Origin of the sequence: Streptoverticillium reticulum (assembly GCF_047456005.1) — a bacterium.
Lineage (GTDB): Bacteria > Actinomycetota > Actinomycetes > Streptomycetales > Streptomycetaceae > Streptomyces > Streptomyces reticulum.
The window spans coordinates 4,640,129-4,657,164 of the sequence record NZ_CP179755.1 but is presented as its reverse complement, the minus strand read 5'-3'; the positions used below and the strand labels follow the sequence as shown (position 1 = coordinate 4,657,164).

At 72.6% G+C, this 17,036-nt stretch carries 18 protein-coding genes; 5 read left to right on the top strand and 13 right to left on the bottom strand.

The window, feature by feature from the left end; all coding sequences use genetic code 11:
- Positions 1 to 57: 57 nt before the first annotated feature.
- Positions 58 to 450, bottom strand: a complete 393-nt coding sequence (locus tag ACMATS_RS21205) for a YccF domain-containing protein (protein ID WP_336413090.1) — start codon at positions 448 to 450, stop codon at positions 58 to 60.
- 73 nt (positions 451 to 523) lie between these two features.
- Positions 524 to 715 (bottom strand): YegP family protein, encoded by a 192-nt coding sequence (locus ACMATS_RS21200; RefSeq protein WP_390780778.1) that lies wholly within the window; start codon positions 713 to 715, stop codon positions 524 to 526.
- 196 nt (positions 716 to 911) lie between these two features.
- Between ACMATS_RS21200 and ACMATS_RS21195 the strand changes: the two genes are divergently transcribed.
- Together ACMATS_RS21195 and ACMATS_RS21190 are read left to right on the top strand one after the other, a co-directional pair.
- Positions 912 to 1,520: a carbonic anhydrase gene (locus tag ACMATS_RS21195; RefSeq protein ID WP_414168725.1), complete on the top strand. Its 609-nt coding sequence runs from the start codon at positions 912 to 914 to the stop codon at positions 1,518 to 1,520.
- A 106-nt stretch (positions 1,521 to 1,626) separates the two neighbouring features.
- The gene (locus ACMATS_RS21190; RefSeq protein ID WP_414168724.1) at positions 1,627 to 1,992 is read left to right on the top strand and encodes a hypothetical protein; all 366 of its coding nucleotides are present in this window, start codon (positions 1,627 to 1,629) and stop codon (positions 1,990 to 1,992) included.
- Between the two features lie 9 nt (positions 1,993 to 2,001).
- Here the strand turns inward: ACMATS_RS21190 and htpX are convergent, their stop codons facing one another.
- The 11 genes from htpX to ACMATS_RS21135 form a co-directional block, all read right to left on the bottom strand.
- Positions 2,002 to 2,868 carry a zinc metalloprotease HtpX gene (gene htpX / locus ACMATS_RS21185; RefSeq protein WP_390780775.1) on the bottom strand — a complete coding sequence of 289 codons (867 nt, stop codon included), beginning with the start codon at positions 2,866 to 2,868 and terminating at the stop codon, positions 2,002 to 2,004.
- A 143-nt stretch (positions 2,869 to 3,011) separates the two neighbouring features.
- Positions 3,012 to 4,517, bottom strand: a complete 1,506-nt coding sequence (locus tag ACMATS_RS21180; protein WP_414168723.1) for an NADH-quinone oxidoreductase subunit N — start codon at positions 4,515 to 4,517, stop codon at positions 3,012 to 3,014.
- Complete coding sequence (locus tag ACMATS_RS21175) at positions 4,517 to 6,085, bottom strand: complex I subunit 4 family protein (protein ID WP_414168722.1); 1,569 nt, start codon at positions 6,083 to 6,085, stop codon at positions 4,517 to 4,519. Before ACMATS_RS21175 ends, ACMATS_RS21180 begins: the two co-directional genes overlap by 1 nt.
- A 2-nt stretch (positions 6,086 to 6,087) precedes the next feature.
- Positions 6,088 to 8,079, bottom strand: a complete 1,992-nt coding sequence (locus ACMATS_RS21170) for an NADH-quinone oxidoreductase subunit L (RefSeq protein WP_414168721.1) — start codon at positions 8,077 to 8,079, stop codon at positions 6,088 to 6,090.
- Positions 8,076 to 8,441 carry an NADH-quinone oxidoreductase subunit NuoK gene (nuoK, locus tag ACMATS_RS21165; protein ID WP_171082652.1) on the bottom strand — a complete coding sequence of 122 codons (366 nt, stop codon included), beginning with the start codon at positions 8,439 to 8,441 and terminating at the stop codon, positions 8,076 to 8,078. The genes ACMATS_RS21170 and nuoK overlap by 4 nt, the downstream gene beginning before the upstream one ends.
- Positions 8,441 to 9,037: an NADH-quinone oxidoreductase subunit J gene (locus tag ACMATS_RS21160; RefSeq protein ID WP_414168720.1), complete on the bottom strand. Its 597-nt coding sequence runs from the start codon at positions 9,035 to 9,037 to the stop codon at positions 8,441 to 8,443. Before ACMATS_RS21160 ends, nuoK begins: the two co-directional genes overlap by 1 nt.
- The gene (locus tag ACMATS_RS21155) at positions 9,034 to 9,591 is read right to left on the bottom strand and encodes a NuoI/complex I 23 kDa subunit family protein (protein WP_414168719.1); all 558 of its coding nucleotides are present in this window, start codon (positions 9,589 to 9,591) and stop codon (positions 9,034 to 9,036) included. Before ACMATS_RS21155 ends, ACMATS_RS21160 begins: the two co-directional genes overlap by 4 nt.
- A complete protein-coding gene (locus ACMATS_RS21150) occupies positions 9,591 to 10,556 on the bottom strand; it encodes a complex I subunit 1/NuoH family protein (RefSeq protein WP_390780769.1) in 966 nt (321 codons plus the stop codon). Before ACMATS_RS21150 ends, ACMATS_RS21155 begins: the two co-directional genes overlap by 1 nt.
- Positions 10,553 to 12,106, bottom strand: coding sequence for an NADH-quinone oxidoreductase subunit C (locus ACMATS_RS21145; RefSeq protein WP_414168718.1), 1,554 nt, complete (start codon positions 12,104 to 12,106; stop codon positions 10,553 to 10,555). Before ACMATS_RS21145 ends, ACMATS_RS21150 begins: the two co-directional genes overlap by 4 nt.
- Positions 12,106 to 12,702, bottom strand: a complete 597-nt coding sequence (locus ACMATS_RS21140) for an NADH-quinone oxidoreductase subunit B (RefSeq protein ID WP_336413103.1) — start codon at positions 12,700 to 12,702, stop codon at positions 12,106 to 12,108. Before ACMATS_RS21140 ends, ACMATS_RS21145 begins: the two co-directional genes overlap by 1 nt.
- Positions 12,693 to 13,109 carry an NADH-quinone oxidoreductase subunit A gene (locus ACMATS_RS21135; RefSeq protein WP_336413104.1) on the bottom strand — a complete coding sequence of 139 codons (417 nt, stop codon included), beginning with the start codon at positions 13,107 to 13,109 and terminating at the stop codon, positions 12,693 to 12,695. Before ACMATS_RS21135 ends, ACMATS_RS21140 begins: the two co-directional genes overlap by 10 nt.
- A gap of 138 nt (positions 13,110 to 13,247) precedes the next feature.
- Between ACMATS_RS21135 and ACMATS_RS21130 the strand changes: the two genes are divergently transcribed.
- The 3 genes from ACMATS_RS21130 to ACMATS_RS21120 all read left to right on the top strand — a co-directional run bounded on the left by ACMATS_RS21130 (position 13,248) and on the right by ACMATS_RS21120 (position 16,715).
- A complete protein-coding gene (locus ACMATS_RS21130; protein WP_390780767.1) occupies positions 13,248 to 14,405 on the top strand; it encodes a sensor histidine kinase in 1,158 nt (385 codons plus the stop codon).
- Positions 14,406 to 14,584: 179 nt separating this feature from the next.
- Positions 14,585 to 15,910: a sensor histidine kinase gene (locus ACMATS_RS21125; RefSeq protein WP_414168717.1), complete on the top strand. Its 1,326-nt coding sequence runs from the start codon at positions 14,585 to 14,587 to the stop codon at positions 15,908 to 15,910.
- Positions 15,911 to 16,043: 133 nt separating this feature from the next.
- Positions 16,044 to 16,715, top strand: a complete 672-nt coding sequence (locus tag ACMATS_RS21120) for a response regulator (protein WP_390780834.1) — start codon at positions 16,044 to 16,046, stop codon at positions 16,713 to 16,715.
- Positions 16,716 to 17,036: the final 321 nt, after the last annotated feature.

The following is a 17,036-nucleotide window of genomic DNA, read 5'->3' as shown; positions in this document are numbered from 1 at the left end:
GGACGGTTCCGCCGTCCCCGACGCGCCCTTTTCCGTGTGCGGGGCGCCGGCCTGCCGTCACCAGCGGCCGAACGCCTCGTCCGTGGACACGATTTCCCGGCCGAGCGGCATCAGCGAAACCGGGATCAGCTTGAAGTTCGCAATGCCCAGCGGAATGCCGATGATCGTGCAGCAGAGCGCGATTCCGGTGAAGATGTGCCCCAACGCGAGCCACCAGCCCGCGAAGACGATCCAGATGACGTTGCCGATGAACGAACCCGCGCCCGCGTCACGCCGCTCGACCGTCGTGCGGCCGAACGGCCACAGGGCGTACGAGGCGATGCGGAAGCTGGCAATGCCGAAGGGGATCGTGACGATGAGCACGCAGCAGATGAGGCCTGCGATGCAATAGCCGATGGCCATCCACAGGCCGCAGAGGACCAGCCAGACGATATTCAGGATGAACCTCATAGTTGACAGCCTTTCACGCGACCGGTTCTCCGGCCACTGAGACGCCGTCGTGCCGCGCTTCGGTTGCTCCTGGTCAGCGGGCCTCCCGGGGAACCTCCTTGACCTCCGCGGCCGGTGCGTTGCGCTTCACGGACTCGATGCCCTTCTCACAGGCGGACTTCGAGTTGTAGGCCTCGCCGACGGCGATGATCTCGCCGTTGCCCGCCTTGAGCCGGTAGCGGTACTTCCCCGCCTTGTCCTCGTACATCTCGAACTTGCCGGACACGGTTCCTCCTCGGTCGCAGGTGTGCTGCTCCCAGGAACGCACCTCGCGAACCTCCCGGCACCCCATGGCCACCGTCCGGGTGAGCGGACACCATGGCCCTGCACACACGAGGGCCTTCCGGAACCAGGCATATCACCAGTCCTGCAAGGGCATTTCCTGGGTAACCCGGCATCGGCATGCACCCAGGGGGAACCTCATGCAGCCCTTCATCGAACACGCCCGCACCCTGAAGCGGCGCATCGCCCGCAACGCCCGCAGGCGCGCCGAGTTCGGGCGGCTCGCCGACGGGCAGTCGCCCACGGCCCTGTTCGTGACGTGCTCGGACTCGCGGGTCGTACCGTCCCTGATAACCGGCGCCCGCCCGGGCGATCTCTTCGAACTGCGGACCGCCGGCAACGCCGTCCCCGCGTACGACGACACCCGGCCCAGCGGCGAGTCCGCGACCGTCGAGTACGCGGTGGACGTGCTGGAGGTGCCCGACATCGTCGTCTGCGGCCACTCGCACTGCGGCGCGGTCGGGGCACGGGTGCGCGGCGAGGACCTGACCGCGGTGCCGGCCGTCGCGGGCTGGCTCAACTCCCAGCTGCCGGACGGCCTGGACCGGCTCGGGCACGACGGCGACCCGGGCGTGCACGCGGCGGTGCAGCGCAACGTGCGCGTGCAGCTGGAGCGGCTGCGCACGTACCCGTCCGTCCGGGAGCGGCTGGCCGACGGGCGGCTGCGGCTGCACGGCTGGTTCTACGAGGTGAACACCGGCCTGGTGCTCGCGCACGACCCCGGACTCGGCGCGTTCCTGCCCCTCTGAGCCTCCGGCTCGCTGCCCCCGAATGGGGTAACGCAGCGAGCCGTCCGGCGGGGCGGCCGGTCATGGTGGGCGTGTCGCAACCCTGCGCATTCCGCGAGGAGTCCCCATGTCCATACGCACATCCACACGCATGTGCACACGCACGTCCATACGCATGCCCGTACGGGCCCGGGCGGCCCGCCCCGCCGCCGTCGCCGCGATGCTGGTCGCCTTCAGCGCACTCGGCGCCTCCGCCTCCGCCGTCGTCCCGGCGGACACGGACTTCAAGAGCTGCCTCAACGGCAAGGGCAGGCTCCACATGTTGGGGGGCGGGCTCATGACTCAGCCCACCTACACGCTGGTCTGCAAGGGGGGCGCCTTCGACGGACAGAGCGTCGTCTTCGCCAGCGGCGACGACTTCACGCTCGTCGACAGCGTCGCCGGTGCCGACGGCTTCACCGGCCTCGACGGCTTCGGCACCGGAAGGGCCTGAGTCCCCGGCTCACGGCCGCTGGTAACCCGCCATCTGCTCCAGGCGGGCGATGCGCTCACCCATCGGCGGGTGCGTGGAGAAGAGCTTCGACATGCCCTCCCCCGCCCGGAACGGGTTCGCGATCATCATGTGGCTCGCGGTCTCCAGGCGCGGCTCCGGCGGGAGCGGCAGGCGCTGGGTGCCCGTCTCCAGCTTGCGCAGGGCCGAGGCCAGGGCCAGGGGGTCGCCCGTGAGGCGGGCGCCGGAGGCGTCGGCCTCGTACTCCCGGGAGCGGCTGACGGCCAGCTGGATGAGCGAGGCCGCGACCGGGCCCAGGATCATGATCAGCAGCATGCCGAGGATGCCGGGACCCTCGTCGTCCTCGTTGCGGCCGAAGGGGATCAGCCAGGCGAAGTTGACCAGGAACATCACCACCGAGGCCAGGGCGCCGGCCACGGAGGAGATGAGGATGTCCCGGTTGTAGACGTGGCTGAGCTCGTGGCCGATGACGCCGCGCAGCTCGCGCTCGTCGAGCAGGCGCAGGATGCCGTCCGTGCAGCAGACGGCCGCGTTGCGCGGATTGCGGCCGGTGGCGAAGGCGTTGGGGGCCTCCGTCGGGGAGATGTAGAGACGCGGCATGGGCTGGCGCGCGGCCGTGGAGAGCTCGCGGACCATCCGGTAGAGCTGGGGGGCCTCGAACTCGCTGACGGGCCTGGCGCGCATCGCGCGCAGGGCCAGCTTGTCGCTGTTCCAGTAGGCGTAGGCGTTGGTGCCGAGCGCCACCAGGACCGCGACGACCAGGCCTCCGCGGCCGAAGAAGCTGCCGATGACGATGATGAGCGCGGACAGTCCCCCGAGGAGTACGGCCGTCCTGAGCCCGTTGTGCCGGCGGTGCACGGTACGCCCTCCAAATGGTGCGGCAGGGGAACCCTTGAACCAGTGGAACCTTTCGAACTGGTCAACGCCAGACGGGGGCCGCTAGTTCCCTTGTGCACGCGCTCCGGCGCTGCCCCGTTCGGGTGAGCGCGCCGGGCGGCCGCCTACAGCAGCGCCCCCGAGGCGAAGCGCAGGACCAGCTGCGGGGCACCGGAGAGGACCACGCCGAGGACGGCCGCCAGGCCGATGGCGGTGGCCAGGGGCAGCGGGATCCGGCCCGCCTGCTGCGGCGCCTCCGCCTCCCCGTCGGCCGCCTTGAACAGCACTGCCGTCCACTGCAGGTAGTAGTAGAGCGCGATCACGACGTTGACGGCCATGACGACCGCCAGCCAGCCGAGCCCCGCGTCCACGGCCGCCGTGAAGACCGTGACCTTCGCGAACAGGCCGATCACGCCCGGCGGCAGACCGGCCAGGCAGAGCAGGAAGAAGCCGAGGGCGAGCGCGGCGAGCGGGCGGCGGGCGTAGAGGCCGCGGTAGTCGGTGATGCGGTTGTCCGGGCTCGTCCGGGCGACGAGCGCGGCGACCGCGAAGGCGCCGAGGTTCACGGCCGCGTACATCAGGGCGTACGCGACGGTGGAGCCGATGGCGTGCCCCGGGCCGCCCGCGTACCCGGCGGCCGCGATCGGCACCAGCAGGTAGCCGGCCTGGCCGACGGAGGACCAGGCGAGCAGGCGCACGGCGCTGCGGTCGCGCTCCGGGCGCTGGCGCACGGCGGCGACGTTGCCGATCGTCATCGTCAGGGCGGCGAGGACGGCGAGGGCCGGGCCCCACACGTCGGCGTACGACGGGAAGCCGAGGACCGTCACGAGGATGAGGCCGGTGAAGCCGACCGCCTTGCCGATGACGGACAGGTACGCGGCGACGGGCAGCGGCGCGCCCGCGTAGGTGTCGGGCACCCAGAAGTGGAACGGGACGGCCGCGGTCTTGAACGCGAAGCCGACGAGGGTGAGGGCGACGCCCGCCTCGGCGAGGGTGGCCAGGCGCGGGTCGACGTGGGTGAGGCCCTCGGCGACCTGGGCGAGGTGCAGGGTGCCGGTGGCCGCGTAGACGAAGCTGACGCCGAGCAGGGTGACGGCGGTCGCGGTGACCGACGACAGGAAGAACTTCAGCGCCGCCTCGGAGGAGCGGCTGTCGCCGCGGCGCAGGCCCACGAGAGCGAAGGCCGGCAGGGAGGCGACCTCCAGGGCCACCACGATCGTGGCGAGGTCGCGGGAGGCGGGCAGCAGCGCGGCTCCGGCGGCGGAGGACAACAGCAGGAACCAGTACTCCCCTCGAGGGAGTTCGAGATCGTCGAGCGCACTGAAGGACAGCAGTGCGGTCAGCAGCGCTCCGCCCAGCACGAGGAACTGGATGACCAGGGTGAAGTGGTCCGCCGTGTAGCTGCACACGCGCGTGCCGGTCGTCAGGCAGAAGGTGGAGCGGTCGCCGCCCAGCAGCGGGAGCAGGCTCAGCCCGGCCAGCACCAGTCCGCCGACGGCGATGCGGCCAAGGAGCGGCTTGCGCTCCTCCGGCAGGAAGAGGTCGGCGACCAGGACGGCCAGCGCCACGAGGGCCGTGACGGTGGGCGGGGCGATGGCGAGCCAGTCGACGGACTGGACGAGGGAGCCCATCAGTTGCCTCCTCGGAGGAGCTGCTGTACGGCCGGGTCGGTGAGGCCGAGGAGGGCCGCGGGCCAGAGTCCGGCGAGGACGGTGAGGGCGACGAGCGGGGTCCAGGCGGCGAACTCGTACGTCCGGACGTCCGCGAGGGCGGGGGTCTCCTGCGCCTTCTCCCCCATGCACACGCGGCGCACGACGACCAGCATGTAGGCGGCCGTGAGCAGGGTGCCGAGGCCGGCGAGGGCCATGAACGTCAGGTAGGCGGGGCGGCTGAGGCCGTCGGCGGGGCGGAACGAGCCGAACATGGCGAGCATCTCGCCCCAGAAGCCGGCCAGTCCGGGCAGCCCGAGGGAGGCGACGGCGCCGAAGGCGAGGAGGCCGCCGAGCCGGGGGGCCCGGCCGTAGAGGGCCGCGCCGGTCGCGCCGGAGAGGGCGTCGAGGTCGCTGGTGCCGTACCGGTCCTTGATCGCGCCGACCAGGAAGAAGAGGAGGCCGGTGATGAGGCCGTGGGCGATGTTGGCGAAGAGGGCGCCGTTGACCCCGGTGGGGGTGAGGGTGGCGATGCCCAGGAGGACGAACCCCATGTGGCCCACGGAGGAGTAGGCGATCAGCCGCTTGAGGTCGCCCTTCGCGCCGGACCGGGCCAGCGAGAGGCAGACCAGGGAGCCGTAGACGATGCCGACGGCCGCGAAGGCGGCGAGGTAGGGCGCCAGCGTGTGGGCCCCGTCGGGGGTGACCGGCAGGATGATGCGGACGAACCCGTACGTGCCCATCTTCAGCAGGACGCCCGCGAGCAGCACCGAACCCGTGGTCGGGGCGGCGGTGTGGGCGTCGGGCAGCCAGCTGTGCAGGGGCCACATCGGGGCCTTGACGGCCAGTCCGACACCGATGGCCAGAGCCGCGACGAGCTGCGTCGTGTGGCTCAGCTTCGAGCCGTTGTCAGTGGCGAGTGCCACCATGTCGAAGGTGCCGCCCTTGATGCCGACGAGGAGGAGGCCGAGCAGCATCACGACCGAGCCGAGCACGGTGTAGAGGATGAACCGCCAGGCCGCGCGCTCGCGGCCATCGCCGCCCCAGCGGGCGACGAGGAAGTACATCGGGACGAGGACCATCTCGAACGCCAGGAAGAACAGCACCAGGTCGAGCACCGCGAAGCTCGCCAGGGTGCCGGACTCCAGCACGAGGATCAGTGCGACGAAGGCTTTCGGATCGGTTCCCCGCTCACGCGGGGGTGAACCGTAGCTGTACAGCGCGCAGAGGAAGGTCAGCAGCGCGGTCAGGACGAGGAGGGGGAGGGAGACGCCGTCCACGCCGAGGTGGATCCGGATGCCGAGGGCCGGGATCCAGCCGATGTCCGTGGTCGCCTGCATCCGCGCCGGGTGACCGTGGTCGAAGCCGGCGGCCAGGGCGACGGACAGCGCGAGGACGGCGCCGGTGACGGTGACGCCGTGCCGGAGCACGGCCTGCTCGGGGCTCCTGCCCTTCAGGCCGGGCGGGGCCGGCAGCAGGGCGGCGACGGCTCCGACGAGGGGGACGACGACGATCGCAGCGAGGAGGATCTGCAGAACGGTATGACTCACGGTCAGGCTCCGGTGGCTACGAGAACGGCGGCGACGGCCAGGACGACGGAGCCGGCGAACAGGGCACCGAGGTAGGTCTGCACATTGCCGGTCTGCGCCCGGCGCACGGCGGCACCGAGCAGCCCGGGGGCGGAGGCGGCACCGCGCACGTAGGTCTCGACGACCTCACGGTCGAGGAACTGTGCCAGGCGGGCGGCGGCGCGGGTGGGCCGGACGAACAGCGCGGAGTACACGGCGTCGAGGTGGAAGCCGGTGGCGGCGTGCCGGTGCAGGGGGCCGAGCAGCAGCCGGCCGGGGTCGCCCGGGTCCTGCGCGCCCGCGACGCTGCCGTAGGCCTGCTCGTGGGTGGCGATGGTCTCCGTCTCGGACACGTAGGGGGCGGCGTCCGGGTCGGCGGCCACGGCGCCCATGGGGACGGCCGCGGTGACCGCGCGGGAGCGGCGCCACGCTGCGTAGACGGCGGCCAGGCCCAGCAGGGCGCAACCGGTACCGAGGACGGAGGTGGTGAGGGTCGGGGTCAGCGCGTGTCCGCCGAACCAGTCGGGCAGCTTCCAGGCGGCCAGGCCCAGCGCGAGGGCCGGCACGAACAGCACCCAGAGCACCGCATTTATGGCGACGGGCTCCCGGCCGTGGTCCGCGGCCTCGGGGCCGGTGCCGCGGAAGGCCATGAGCCAGAGGCGGCCGGCGTAGGCGGCGGTGAGCAGGGCGGTGAGCAGCCCTGCGGCCAGCACGGTCCAGCCGGCCGCGCCGGGGATGCCGTGCGCCTCGCCGCGGGCGGCGTGCTCCGCGGCGCCGAGGACGGCTTCCTTGGAGAAGAAGCCGCTGAACGGAGGGATCGCGGCGAGCGCGAGCAGGGCGACGGTCATCGTCCAGTACGCGTCCGGGATGCGCCGGGCGAGGCCGCCCGTGCGGGCCATCGCGGACAGCGAGTTGGTGCCGGCGGCGTGGATGATCACGCCCGCCCCGAGGAAGAGGAGCGCCTTGAACGCACCGTGCGTGAGGAGGTGGAAGACGGCGGCGCTGCGGTCGCCGACGGCGAGGGCGCCGGTCATGTAGCCGAGCTGGCCGATGGTCGAGTAGGCGAGGACGCGCTTGATGTCGTCCTGCGCGAGCGCGGCGAGCGCCGAGCCGACCATGGTGACGGCGGCCATCACGGCGAGCACGACGAGTGCGGCCGTGGAGGCGGTGAAGACGGGCAGCAGCCGGGCGACGACGTACACACCGGCGGCGACCATCGTCGCGGCGTGGATCAGCGCGGACACCGGGGTGGGGCCGGCCATCGCGTCGGGCAGCCAGGTGTGCAGCGGGAACTGCGCGGACTTGCCCGCGACTCCGGCGAGCAGCAGCAGCGCGACCAGCGTCGGGTGCGCGAGGCCGCCGTTCGCGGCGGCGGTGAGGATGCCGTTGATCCGGAACGTCCCGGCGTCGGCGGCCAGCGCGAAGATGCCGATCAGGAAGGGGACGTCGCCGAGCTTGGTGACCAGGAAGGCCTTGAGGGACGCCTCGCGCGCCTCCTTGGTCTCCCAGTAGTGGCCGACGAGGAAGTACGAGCAGATGCCCATGACCTCCCAGCCGACCAGCAGCACCATCAGGTCGCCGGAGTAGACGACGAGCAGCATCGCGGAGGTGAAGAGGGAGACGAGGGCAGCGTAGGAGGCGTAGCGCGGGTCGTTGCGCAGGTAGGCCGTCGAGTACAGCTGGACGCAGGAGGCGACGACGCCGACGAGGACGGCGGCGAGCACGGAGAAGCCGTCCAGGTGCAGGGCGAGGTCGATGGGCACGGAGCCGGTCGGGGTGAGCCGGGTGGCCGCGTCGATCGCCCTGCCGCCGCCCTGCTGCCAGGCCACGACGACGGCCAGCACGGCCGCGGCCACGGTCGGCAGCACGGCGAGCGGCCGGACGAACCCGGGCGCGCGGCGGCCGGTGAGCAGGCCCGCGACGGCGCCGAGGAAGGGCAGCAGGGGGACGAGAACGGCGGTGGTCGTGGTCGTCACGCGGCGGCCTCCGCCTTCTGCTGGTCCTGCTCGGGTCGTTCGGGGCGGTCGTCCGGCGTCTCCTTGAGGTCGCGGAGCCGGTCGATGTCGGCGGTGCCGCGGTTGCGGTGGACGAGCAGGACGATGGCCAGGCCGATGCCGATCTCGGCGGCGGCGACGGCGATGACGAAGAGGGTGAGCGCCTGCCCGGCGTGGAGCGTGTCGCGCAGCCACACGTCGAAGGCGACGAGGTTGAGGTTGACGGCGTTGAGCATCAGCTCGACGGACATCAGGACCAGGATCGCGTTGCGCCGGGCGAGCACGCCGTAGAGGCCCACACAGAAGAGGAGGGCGGCGAGGACGGCGGGATAGACGAGATGCATCAGGGCTGCTCCCCTTCTCCGCTTTCTCCGCTTTCTCCGCGTCTTTCTTCGCGTCCCTTGCGGGACAGGACGATCGCGCCGACCAGCGCGGCGAGCAGCAGGACGGACAGGGCCTCGAACGGCAGCACCCAGTGCCGGAAGAGGATGTCGCCGGTGACCGCGGTGGTGCCCTGCGGGGATCCGCGCAGATCGATCCAGGTCGTGCGGAAGGCGTCCACGACGACCCAGACGAGCGCGGCGGCGGCCGCGACGGCCACCGTGAGGGCGGCCCACCGGTTGTCCGAATCGGCGTCCGGGGAGCGGCCGATGGGGGCCTTGGTGAGCATCAGCCCGAAGAGGAGGAGCACGACGACGGAGCCGACGTAGATCAACACCTGCACCCAGGCAATGAACTCCGCCGTCAGCAGCAGGTACTCCACGGCGAGCCCACCGAGCGTCACCACCAGCCACAGGGCGGCGTGCACCAGCTGCCGGGTGGTGACGGTGACGAGGGCCGCGCCGAGGGTGACGACGCCGACCAGGAGGAAGGCGACCTCGACGCCGGACGGGGAGAGGAAGCCGGGCGCCTGCGCGGCGAGCGCGGGGGCGGTGGTCATGCGTCTCCCTCCTGCTGTTCCTGTGCTGCCTGTTGCTGTGCCGCCAGTTTCTCGGCCGTTTTGCGGGCGGCCGCGATCTCCTTCGGCTCCTCGGCCGCCGGGTCGAGCGCGGGCGGCTCGGGCACCGTCCACATCCACTCGCGGAGCCGGTCGCGTTCGTGCGTGAGCTCGTGGATGTCCGTCTCGGCGTACTCGAACTCCGGCGACCAGAACAGGGCGTCGAAGGGGCACACCTCGATGCAGATGCCGCAGTACATGCACAGGGCGAAGTCGATCGCGAAGCGGTCGAGGACGTTCCGGCTGCGTTCGCGGCCGCCGGGGGTGGCCGCGGGGACGGTCTCCTTGTGGGAGTCGATGTAGATGCACCAGTCCGGGCACTCGCGGGCGCACAGCATGCAGACGGTGCAGTTCTCCTCGAACAGGCCGATGACCCCGCGGGTGCGGGGGGACAGTTCGGGCTGCACGTCCGGGTACTGGGCGGTGACCGAGCGCCGGGTCATCGTCCGGAGCGTGACGGCGAGGCCCTTGGCGAGGCCGGAGCCGGGGACGGGCATTACTGGATCGCCACCTTCACGATGCCGGTCAGCGCGATCTGCGCGAGCGCGAGCGGGATGAGCACGGTCCAGGCCAGCTTCTGCAGCTGGTCCTCGCGCAGCCGCGGATAGCTCACGCGCAGCCAGATCACGACGAAGGCGAGCACGGCCGTCTTGAGCAGCGTCCACAGCCAGCCGAGGCCGTCGGCCCCGAAGGGGCCGTGCCAGCCGCCGAGGAAGAGGACGGCCGTCAGGGCGCAGAGGACCACGATGCCCGCGAACTCGGCGAGCAGGAACATCGCGAAGCGCAGACCGGTGTACTCGGTGTACGCGCCGAAGATGATCTCCGAGTCGGCGACCGGCATGTCGAACGGGGGCCGCTGCAGCTCGGCCAGGCCGGCCGTGAAGAAGACCAGCCCGCCGACGATCTGCCAGGGCACCCACCACCAGTGGAAGGCCTCCACGATGCCCGGCAGTGACACGGTGCCGGCCGCCATCGCGACCGAGGCCGCGGCGAGCAGCATCGGCAGCTCGTACGCCATCAGCTGGGCGGCGGTGCGCAGACCGCCGAGCAGGGAGAACTTGTTGGCCGACGCCCAGCCGGCCATCAGCGAGCCGAGGACGCCGACGCCCATGACGGCGAGGACGAAGAAGATCCCCGCGTCCACGAACTGCCCCACGGCGTTGCCCGGTCCGACCGGGATCGCGATGAGCACGAGCAGGTACGGCAGGAGCGCGACCACGGGCGCGAGCTGGAAGATCCGCCGGTCCGCTCCCGCGGGGACGACGTCCTCCTTCTGCACGAACTTCACGCCGTCGGCGACGAGCTGCGCCCACCCGTGGAACCCGCCGGCGTACATGGGCCCGAGGCGCCCCTGCATGTGGGCCATGACCTTGTGCTCGGTCTGCCCGACGATCAGCGGCAGCGCGATGAACGCGACGAACACGGCGAGCAGGCGCAGGACGACGTCGAGAGTGCCACTCATACGGTGTCGCCTCCGGCGGGGTTGTGCTGACGGGTTCCGTCCGTACCGGGTTCGCCTGCGGCGGGCCCGGGGTCGGACTCGGGGTCCCGCTCCGGGGGGTTCCCGACCGGTTCGCCTGCGGCGGGCTGGTCGGGGGTGCTCGGCTCCGGCGCCGTGGCGGGGTCGCCTGCGGCGGGCCGGATCGGGGCGCTCGGCTTCACCGGCTCGCCTGCGGCGGGCTGTTCGGCTGCCGCCGGCTCGCCTGCGGCGGGCCGATCCGGGGTTCCCGGCTCCGGCGGCTCGCCGGAGGTACGCGGCTCCGGCGCCGTGGCCGGGTCGCCTGCGGCGGGCCCGGGGGCCGTTGCGGAGCCCCCGGCGGGGGCGTCCTCACGGCGGTTGTCGTCGGGCTCGCCTGCGGTGGGTTCGTCCTGGGCCGGCTCGGACGCCGGGGCGGCGGCCGGGGCCGTGGGCTCCGCCGGTTCGCCTGCGGCTGGCCGGTTCGGGGTACGCGGCTCCGCCGGTTCGCCTGCGGCCGGTTCGGGCGCCGTATCCGGTGCGCCAGCCGACTCGGGTGCGTCGGCAACCGGTTCGGGCGTTGCCGCCGCAGGCTGTTCGGGCTCGTCGAAGGCCGGGCGGGCGTGGTGCCACGGGGCGTCCGACGCCTGCGGGCGGGTCGCAGGGCGCGGTTCTGCCGTGGTGGGCTGCTGACTCGCCGAGCCGTCGGCCGCGCTGCGGGTGCGGCGCGCCGGGGCGGCAGCCGCCTGGCTCGCAGAGCCCTCGCTCGCGCTCCGCGCCCGCCGGGCAGGGGCGGCCGCGCCCTCCGTCGCCTGGCTCGCAGAGCCCTCGCTCGCGCTCCGCGCCCGCCGCGCGGGGGCAGCCGCCTGGCTCGCCGAGCCCTCGCCGGCGCTCCGCGCCCGGCGCACCGGTGCCGCCCCTTCCGCCGAGGCCCCAGCGGCAGCGGTGCGGCGGGCCGGGCGGGCCGGGGCCGGGGGGAGCTGGCCCTTCAGGGGGCCCCATTCGTTGGGGTCGGGGACGCCCGGCGGGAGCATCTGGCGGCGCTTCGGGCCGCCCTCCGCCGCCTCGCCCGGCTCCTTCGCGCCCGGCCAGGCCTTGGCCACCCGTGCCGCCAGGACGAAGTCCTTGCGCAGGGGGTGACCCTCGAAGCCCTCGGGGAGGAGGAGCGGGACCAGGTGCGGGTGGCCCGTGAAGTCCACGCCGAACATTTCGTGCGTCTCGCGCTCGTGCCACTCCGCACCGGCGTACACGCCGATCGCGGTCGGGAGGACCGGCGCCTCGTGCGGCACCGTCGTGCGGACCAGGAGGCGGTGCACCGTGCCCCTGCCCGGCAGGCCGACCACGTGCGCGGACACGCGGAAGCCCGTGCCGGGCTCGTCCACGGCGCTCAGCCAGTCGAAGAACGTGCAGCCCAGCCGGTCGCGGGCGGTCTCCAGCGCGGTGATCCAGGACTCCGCGGGAACGTCCACCGTGAGCAGGCCGTACGCCTCCTCCGCGGTCGCACCCGCGCCGAAGAGCTCCTCGGGGGCTTCCGGCAGCCAGCCGACGGCCGTCATCAGGACCGCCCCCCGGTGCCCGGGGCCGGCGGCGGGGTCACCAGGCCGCTGCGCAGCGCCGCGACCGGCGCGTCGGTGGTGTACCGCTTGCCGAGCGACTCCTCGGCGATCTTCTCCTGGAGCTTGAGGATGCCCTGCAGCAGCGCCTCGGGGCGCGGCGGGCAGCCGGGCACGTAGACGTCGACGGGGATGATCTGGTCCACGCCCTTCGTCACGGAGTACGAGTCCCAGTACGGGCCGCCGCAGTTCGAACAGGCGCCGAAGGAGATCACGTACTTCGGCTCGGGCATCTGCTCGTACAGCCGCTTCACGGCCGGGGCCATCTTGTCCGTCACCGTGCCGGAGACGATCATGAGGTCCGCCTGCCGCGGGCCGGGCGCGAACGGGATGACGCCGAGGCGGATGAAGTCGTGCCGGGCCATCGACGCGGCGATGAACTCGATCGCGCAGCAGGCCAGGCCGAAGTTGAAGACCCAGAGGCTGTAGCGGCGGCCCCAGTTCAGGATCACCTTCATGGGTTCGGGCGCCAGCCGGGCCAGGGTCCCCAGACGGCGGGGCTCGGGGAGGTCGACGGAGGTCACAGGTGTCACGTCCATTCCAGGACGCCCTTCTTCCATGCATACAGCAGACCGACGGCGAGGAAGCCGAGGAAGACGAACATCTCCACGAGCGTGGCGCCGCCGAAGCCCGGCGCGGCGAAGACCGTCGCCCACGGGAACAGGAAGACCGAGTCCACCGCGAAGATCACGTACAGGAAGGCGTACACGTAATAGCGCACCTGTGTGTGCGCCCAGCCCTCGCCGACGGGGTCCACCCCGCACTCGTACGTCAGCAGTTTCTCCGGCGTCGGCACCACGGGCCGCAACAGCCGTCCGGCGCCGAAGGCCACGGCGACGAAGAGGACTCCGATCACCGCGAGGAGGCCGACGACGGAATAGCTGTGGAAGTAGTCGGCGGCAAGCCGGACGTCGGCACCACCGGCGCGCACGGTCGTCTCCGGCACGTCCGCCCCTCGCTCCCTGTCCTGTTTGTTCGACGATCTGTACGCCTGGGAGTCTAGGCCCTGGTGGGGTTCTCCCCACCCCTCACCACCCGCGGCCCCCATGGCGACAGGCCACTCGGGACGTGCAGGCTAAGGGGCATGAGCACCGACGACGACCGCCTGCCCCCGCCCCGCTTCGCGTTCGACGCGCGGACGTGGAAGGAAATCGCACACCTCCTGGTCAACCTGCCGGAGGCCGTCGTCGCCTTCGTCTACGTCTCGCTGTGGCTCTACGCGGGCATCGGCCTCTCGATCACCGTCGTGGGCCTGCCGCTGCTGGCCGTCGGCCTGATGGGCGCCCGGCAGCTGGGCCGGCTGGAACGGCGCCGGGCCCGCAGCCTGCTGGGCCTGCGCATCGACGAGCCGAGCCCGCTGGCCCGCTCGCGCGGCCGCACGAACCGCGGGTTCTTCGGCTGGTTGTGGACGACCCTGAAGGACCCGGTCGCCTGGCGCGGCACCTTGTACGCGTTCATCCGGCTGCCCTGGGGCGTCCTCACGTTCAGCGTCACCCTGGTCTCGCTCTTCGTCGCCTGGCCGCTCCTGGGACACCTCGCCCGGCTGCTGACCAACGTCGACCGGGCCATGGTGCGCGGCCTGCTGTGCCCGTCGGGCGAGCTGGAGCGGCGCATCGCGGAGCTGGAGCAGGACCGCGGCGTGGTCGTCGACACCGCGGCCGCCGACCTGCGCCGCATCGAGCGCGACCTGCACGACGGCGCCCAGGCCCGCCTCGTCGCCCTCGCGATGGGGCTGGGTCTGGCCAAGGAGAAGCTGCTGGAGGACCCGGAGGTGGCGGCGCAGATGGTCGACGAGGCGCACGGCGAGGTGAAGCTCGCCCTGCAGGAGCTGCGCGACCTCGCCCGCGGCATCCACCCGGCCGTGCTCACCGACCGCGGCCTGGACGCGGCCCTGTCCTCGGTGGCGGGCCGCTGCACGGTACCGGTGACCGTCTCCGTCGACCTGGAGACCCGGCCCGCGCCCGCCGTCGAGGGCATCGCCTACTTCACCGTCTCCGAACTCCTGCAGAACATCAGCAAGCACAGCGGGGCGCGCACGGCGCGGGTGGAGGTGTGGCGGTCGGGCAAGCGGCTGATGGTGCAGGTGCGGGACGACGGGCAGGGCGGTGCCAGCACCGCGACCGGCTCCGGCCTCGCCGGGCTCGCCGAGCGGCTGGGATCGGTGGACGGGGTGTTCGTCGTCGACTCGCCCGTCGGCGGGCCGACGGTCGTCACCGCCGAGCTGCCCTGGCGGGATCGTTGATCACTGCGGGTTCGTCGTGGCTGGTCGCGCCCACGCGGCGGAGCCGCACGATGAAACTGCCCCGCGCCCCTTACGGGGCGCGGCCCCCGTGAAGGTCCGCGAAGGTAGGGACATCCCCACCCCCGGTCCACCGACCTACCGGATGGTTCCCGCCCCCTCCTCCCGGGAGGCTGGACGGTATGGCGATCCACCACGCAACCACCCCCCGCCCCCGGGTGCCCGCCGCGCTGCGCGCACCGCTGGAGGGCCGCACCTGGCGGGAGTTCCTCCACCTGCTGCTCGGCCTCCCGCTGGCCGTCGTCTTCTTCTCCTACGCCGTCACGATGACCGCCCTCGGCGCGGGCCTGCTGATCACGTTCCTCGGGGTGCCGGTGCTGGCGCTGGCCCTCGCGGGCGCGCGCGGGTTCGGCGTGCTGGAGCGCGCGCGGGCCCGGGCGCTGCTGCGCCTGGAGATCGCGGAGCCCGAGCCGGTGAAGCCGCGCGTCCAGGACGGGCGCAGCAGCCCGATGGCCTGGGTGGGGGCCCTGCTCAAGAGCGGTACGTCGTGGCGGCACCTGCTCTACGCGGTGCTGCACCTCCCGTGGGCGGTGTTCGCGTTCTCCGTCTCGGTGGTGCTGTGGACGTACAGCTGGGCGTTGTTCCTGTACCCGGCCTGGCAGTGGGTCTTCCCCACCTACGTCGGCCGGCCCGGCATCCAGCTCTACGGCAACTCCAGCGGGCACGCCGTCTACCTCGGCGGCCCCTTCGCGATCGGGATGACCTGCGCGCTCGGCCTGCTGCTGGTGCTCGGCACCCCGTGGGTGATCCGCGGCCTCGCCCACGTGGACCGGCTGCTGGTGACGGGGCTGCTGGGCCCGTCCCGGCTGGCGACCCGGGTGGCGGAGCTGGAGCAGGACCGCGGCGTCGCCGTCGACACCGCCGCCGCCGACCTGCGCCGCATCGAGCGCGACCTGCACGACGGCGCCCAGGCCCGCCTCGTCGCCCTCGCCATGGACCTCGGCCTGGCCAAGGAGAAGCTGGCGGCCGACCCCGAGGCCGCCGCGAGGATGGTCGACGAGGCGCACGGCGAGGTGAAGCTCGCCCTGCAGGAGCTGCGCGACCTCGCCCGCGGCATCCACCCCGCCATCCTCACCGACCGCGGCCTGGGCCCCGCCCTGTCGGCGCTGGCCGCGCGCTGCACCGTCCCCGTGAGCGTCTCGGCCGACCTGGACACCCGGCCCGCGCCCGCCATCGAGGGCATCGCCTACTTCACCGCCTCCGAACTCCTGCAGAACGTCAGCAAGCACAGCCGGGCACGCGCGGGGCGCGTGGAGATATGGCGGTCCGGGGAGCGGCTCATGCTGCAGGTGCGGGACGACGGGCAGGGTGGCGCCGGTACCGCCGGGGGCGGCGGACTTTCCGGGCTGGCCGAGCGGCTCGGATCCGTCGACGGGGTGCTCGTCGTCGATTCGCCTGTCGGCGGGCCGACCGTTGTCACGGCCGAGCTGCCCTGGCGGGATCGTTAGTCACTGCGGGTTCGTCGTGGCTGGTCGCGCCCACGCGGCGGAGCCGCACGATGAAACTGCCCCGCGCCCCTTAACGGGGCGCGGCCCCCGTCCGGGATGCGATTGCTGCGATGCTGGAAGCGTGACGGAGATCGTGGAGGACAGGGTGCGGGTGGTCATCGCCGAGGATTCGGTGCTGCTTCGGGAGGGCCTGACCCGGCTGCTGACCGACCGGGGGCACGAGGTGGTCGCGGGTGTGGGGGACGCCGAGGCGCTGCTGAAGGCCATCAAGGAGTTCGCGGACGAGAACGCCCTGCCCGATGTGGTGGTCGCCGACGTCCGCATGCCGCCGACGCATACGGATGAAGGAGTGCGCGCGGCCGTCCAGCTGCGTCGCGAGCACCCGGACCTGGGTGTACTGGTGCTCTCGCAGTACGTGGAGGAGCAGTACGCGACCGAGCTGCTGGCCGGCAGCACGCGGGGCGTGGGCTATCTGCTGAAGGACCGGGTCGCCGAGGTCCGCGAGTTCGTGGACGCGGTGGTGCGCGTGGCCCGGGGCGGCACGGCTCTGGACCCCGAGGTCGTCGCCCAGTTGCTGGGCCGCAGCCGCAAACAGGATGTGCTGGCCGGGCTCACGCCGCGGGAGCGCGAGGTGCTGGGGCTGATGGCCGAGGGGCGGACGAACTCCGCGATCGCACGGCAGTTGGTGGTGAGCGACGGCGCCGTGGAGAAGCACGTCAGCAACATCTTCCTGAAGCTGGGCCTGTCGCCGAGTGACGGGGATCACCGGCGCGTGCTCGCGGTGCTGACCTATCTCCGGTCCTGAGCGGGGCGGGCGCCCGCCCCGCATCCGGTTGACGGAATGTCACATTGCAGCCGCAACCCCTGGTCGGACGCACCGCCCGGCGCCAAGCGGAAAGGCCGGTTCAGGGCTTACGTCCAGGGGACCGGGACCAAAGGACCAGCGGGGCAGCCCGCCGGTCCGGGGGCGCGGGGCACAAGGAGACCGCGATAAATGCGGACAAAGCCCCACCGATCACCACCCTTGGTCACGTGATCCTCCCCCGTCGGCCAAGGCCTGCCCACGTACGATGGCCATGGGAACGCCGCTCGGCACCACCACCGGCGCGGCGCCGCCATGAGGGAG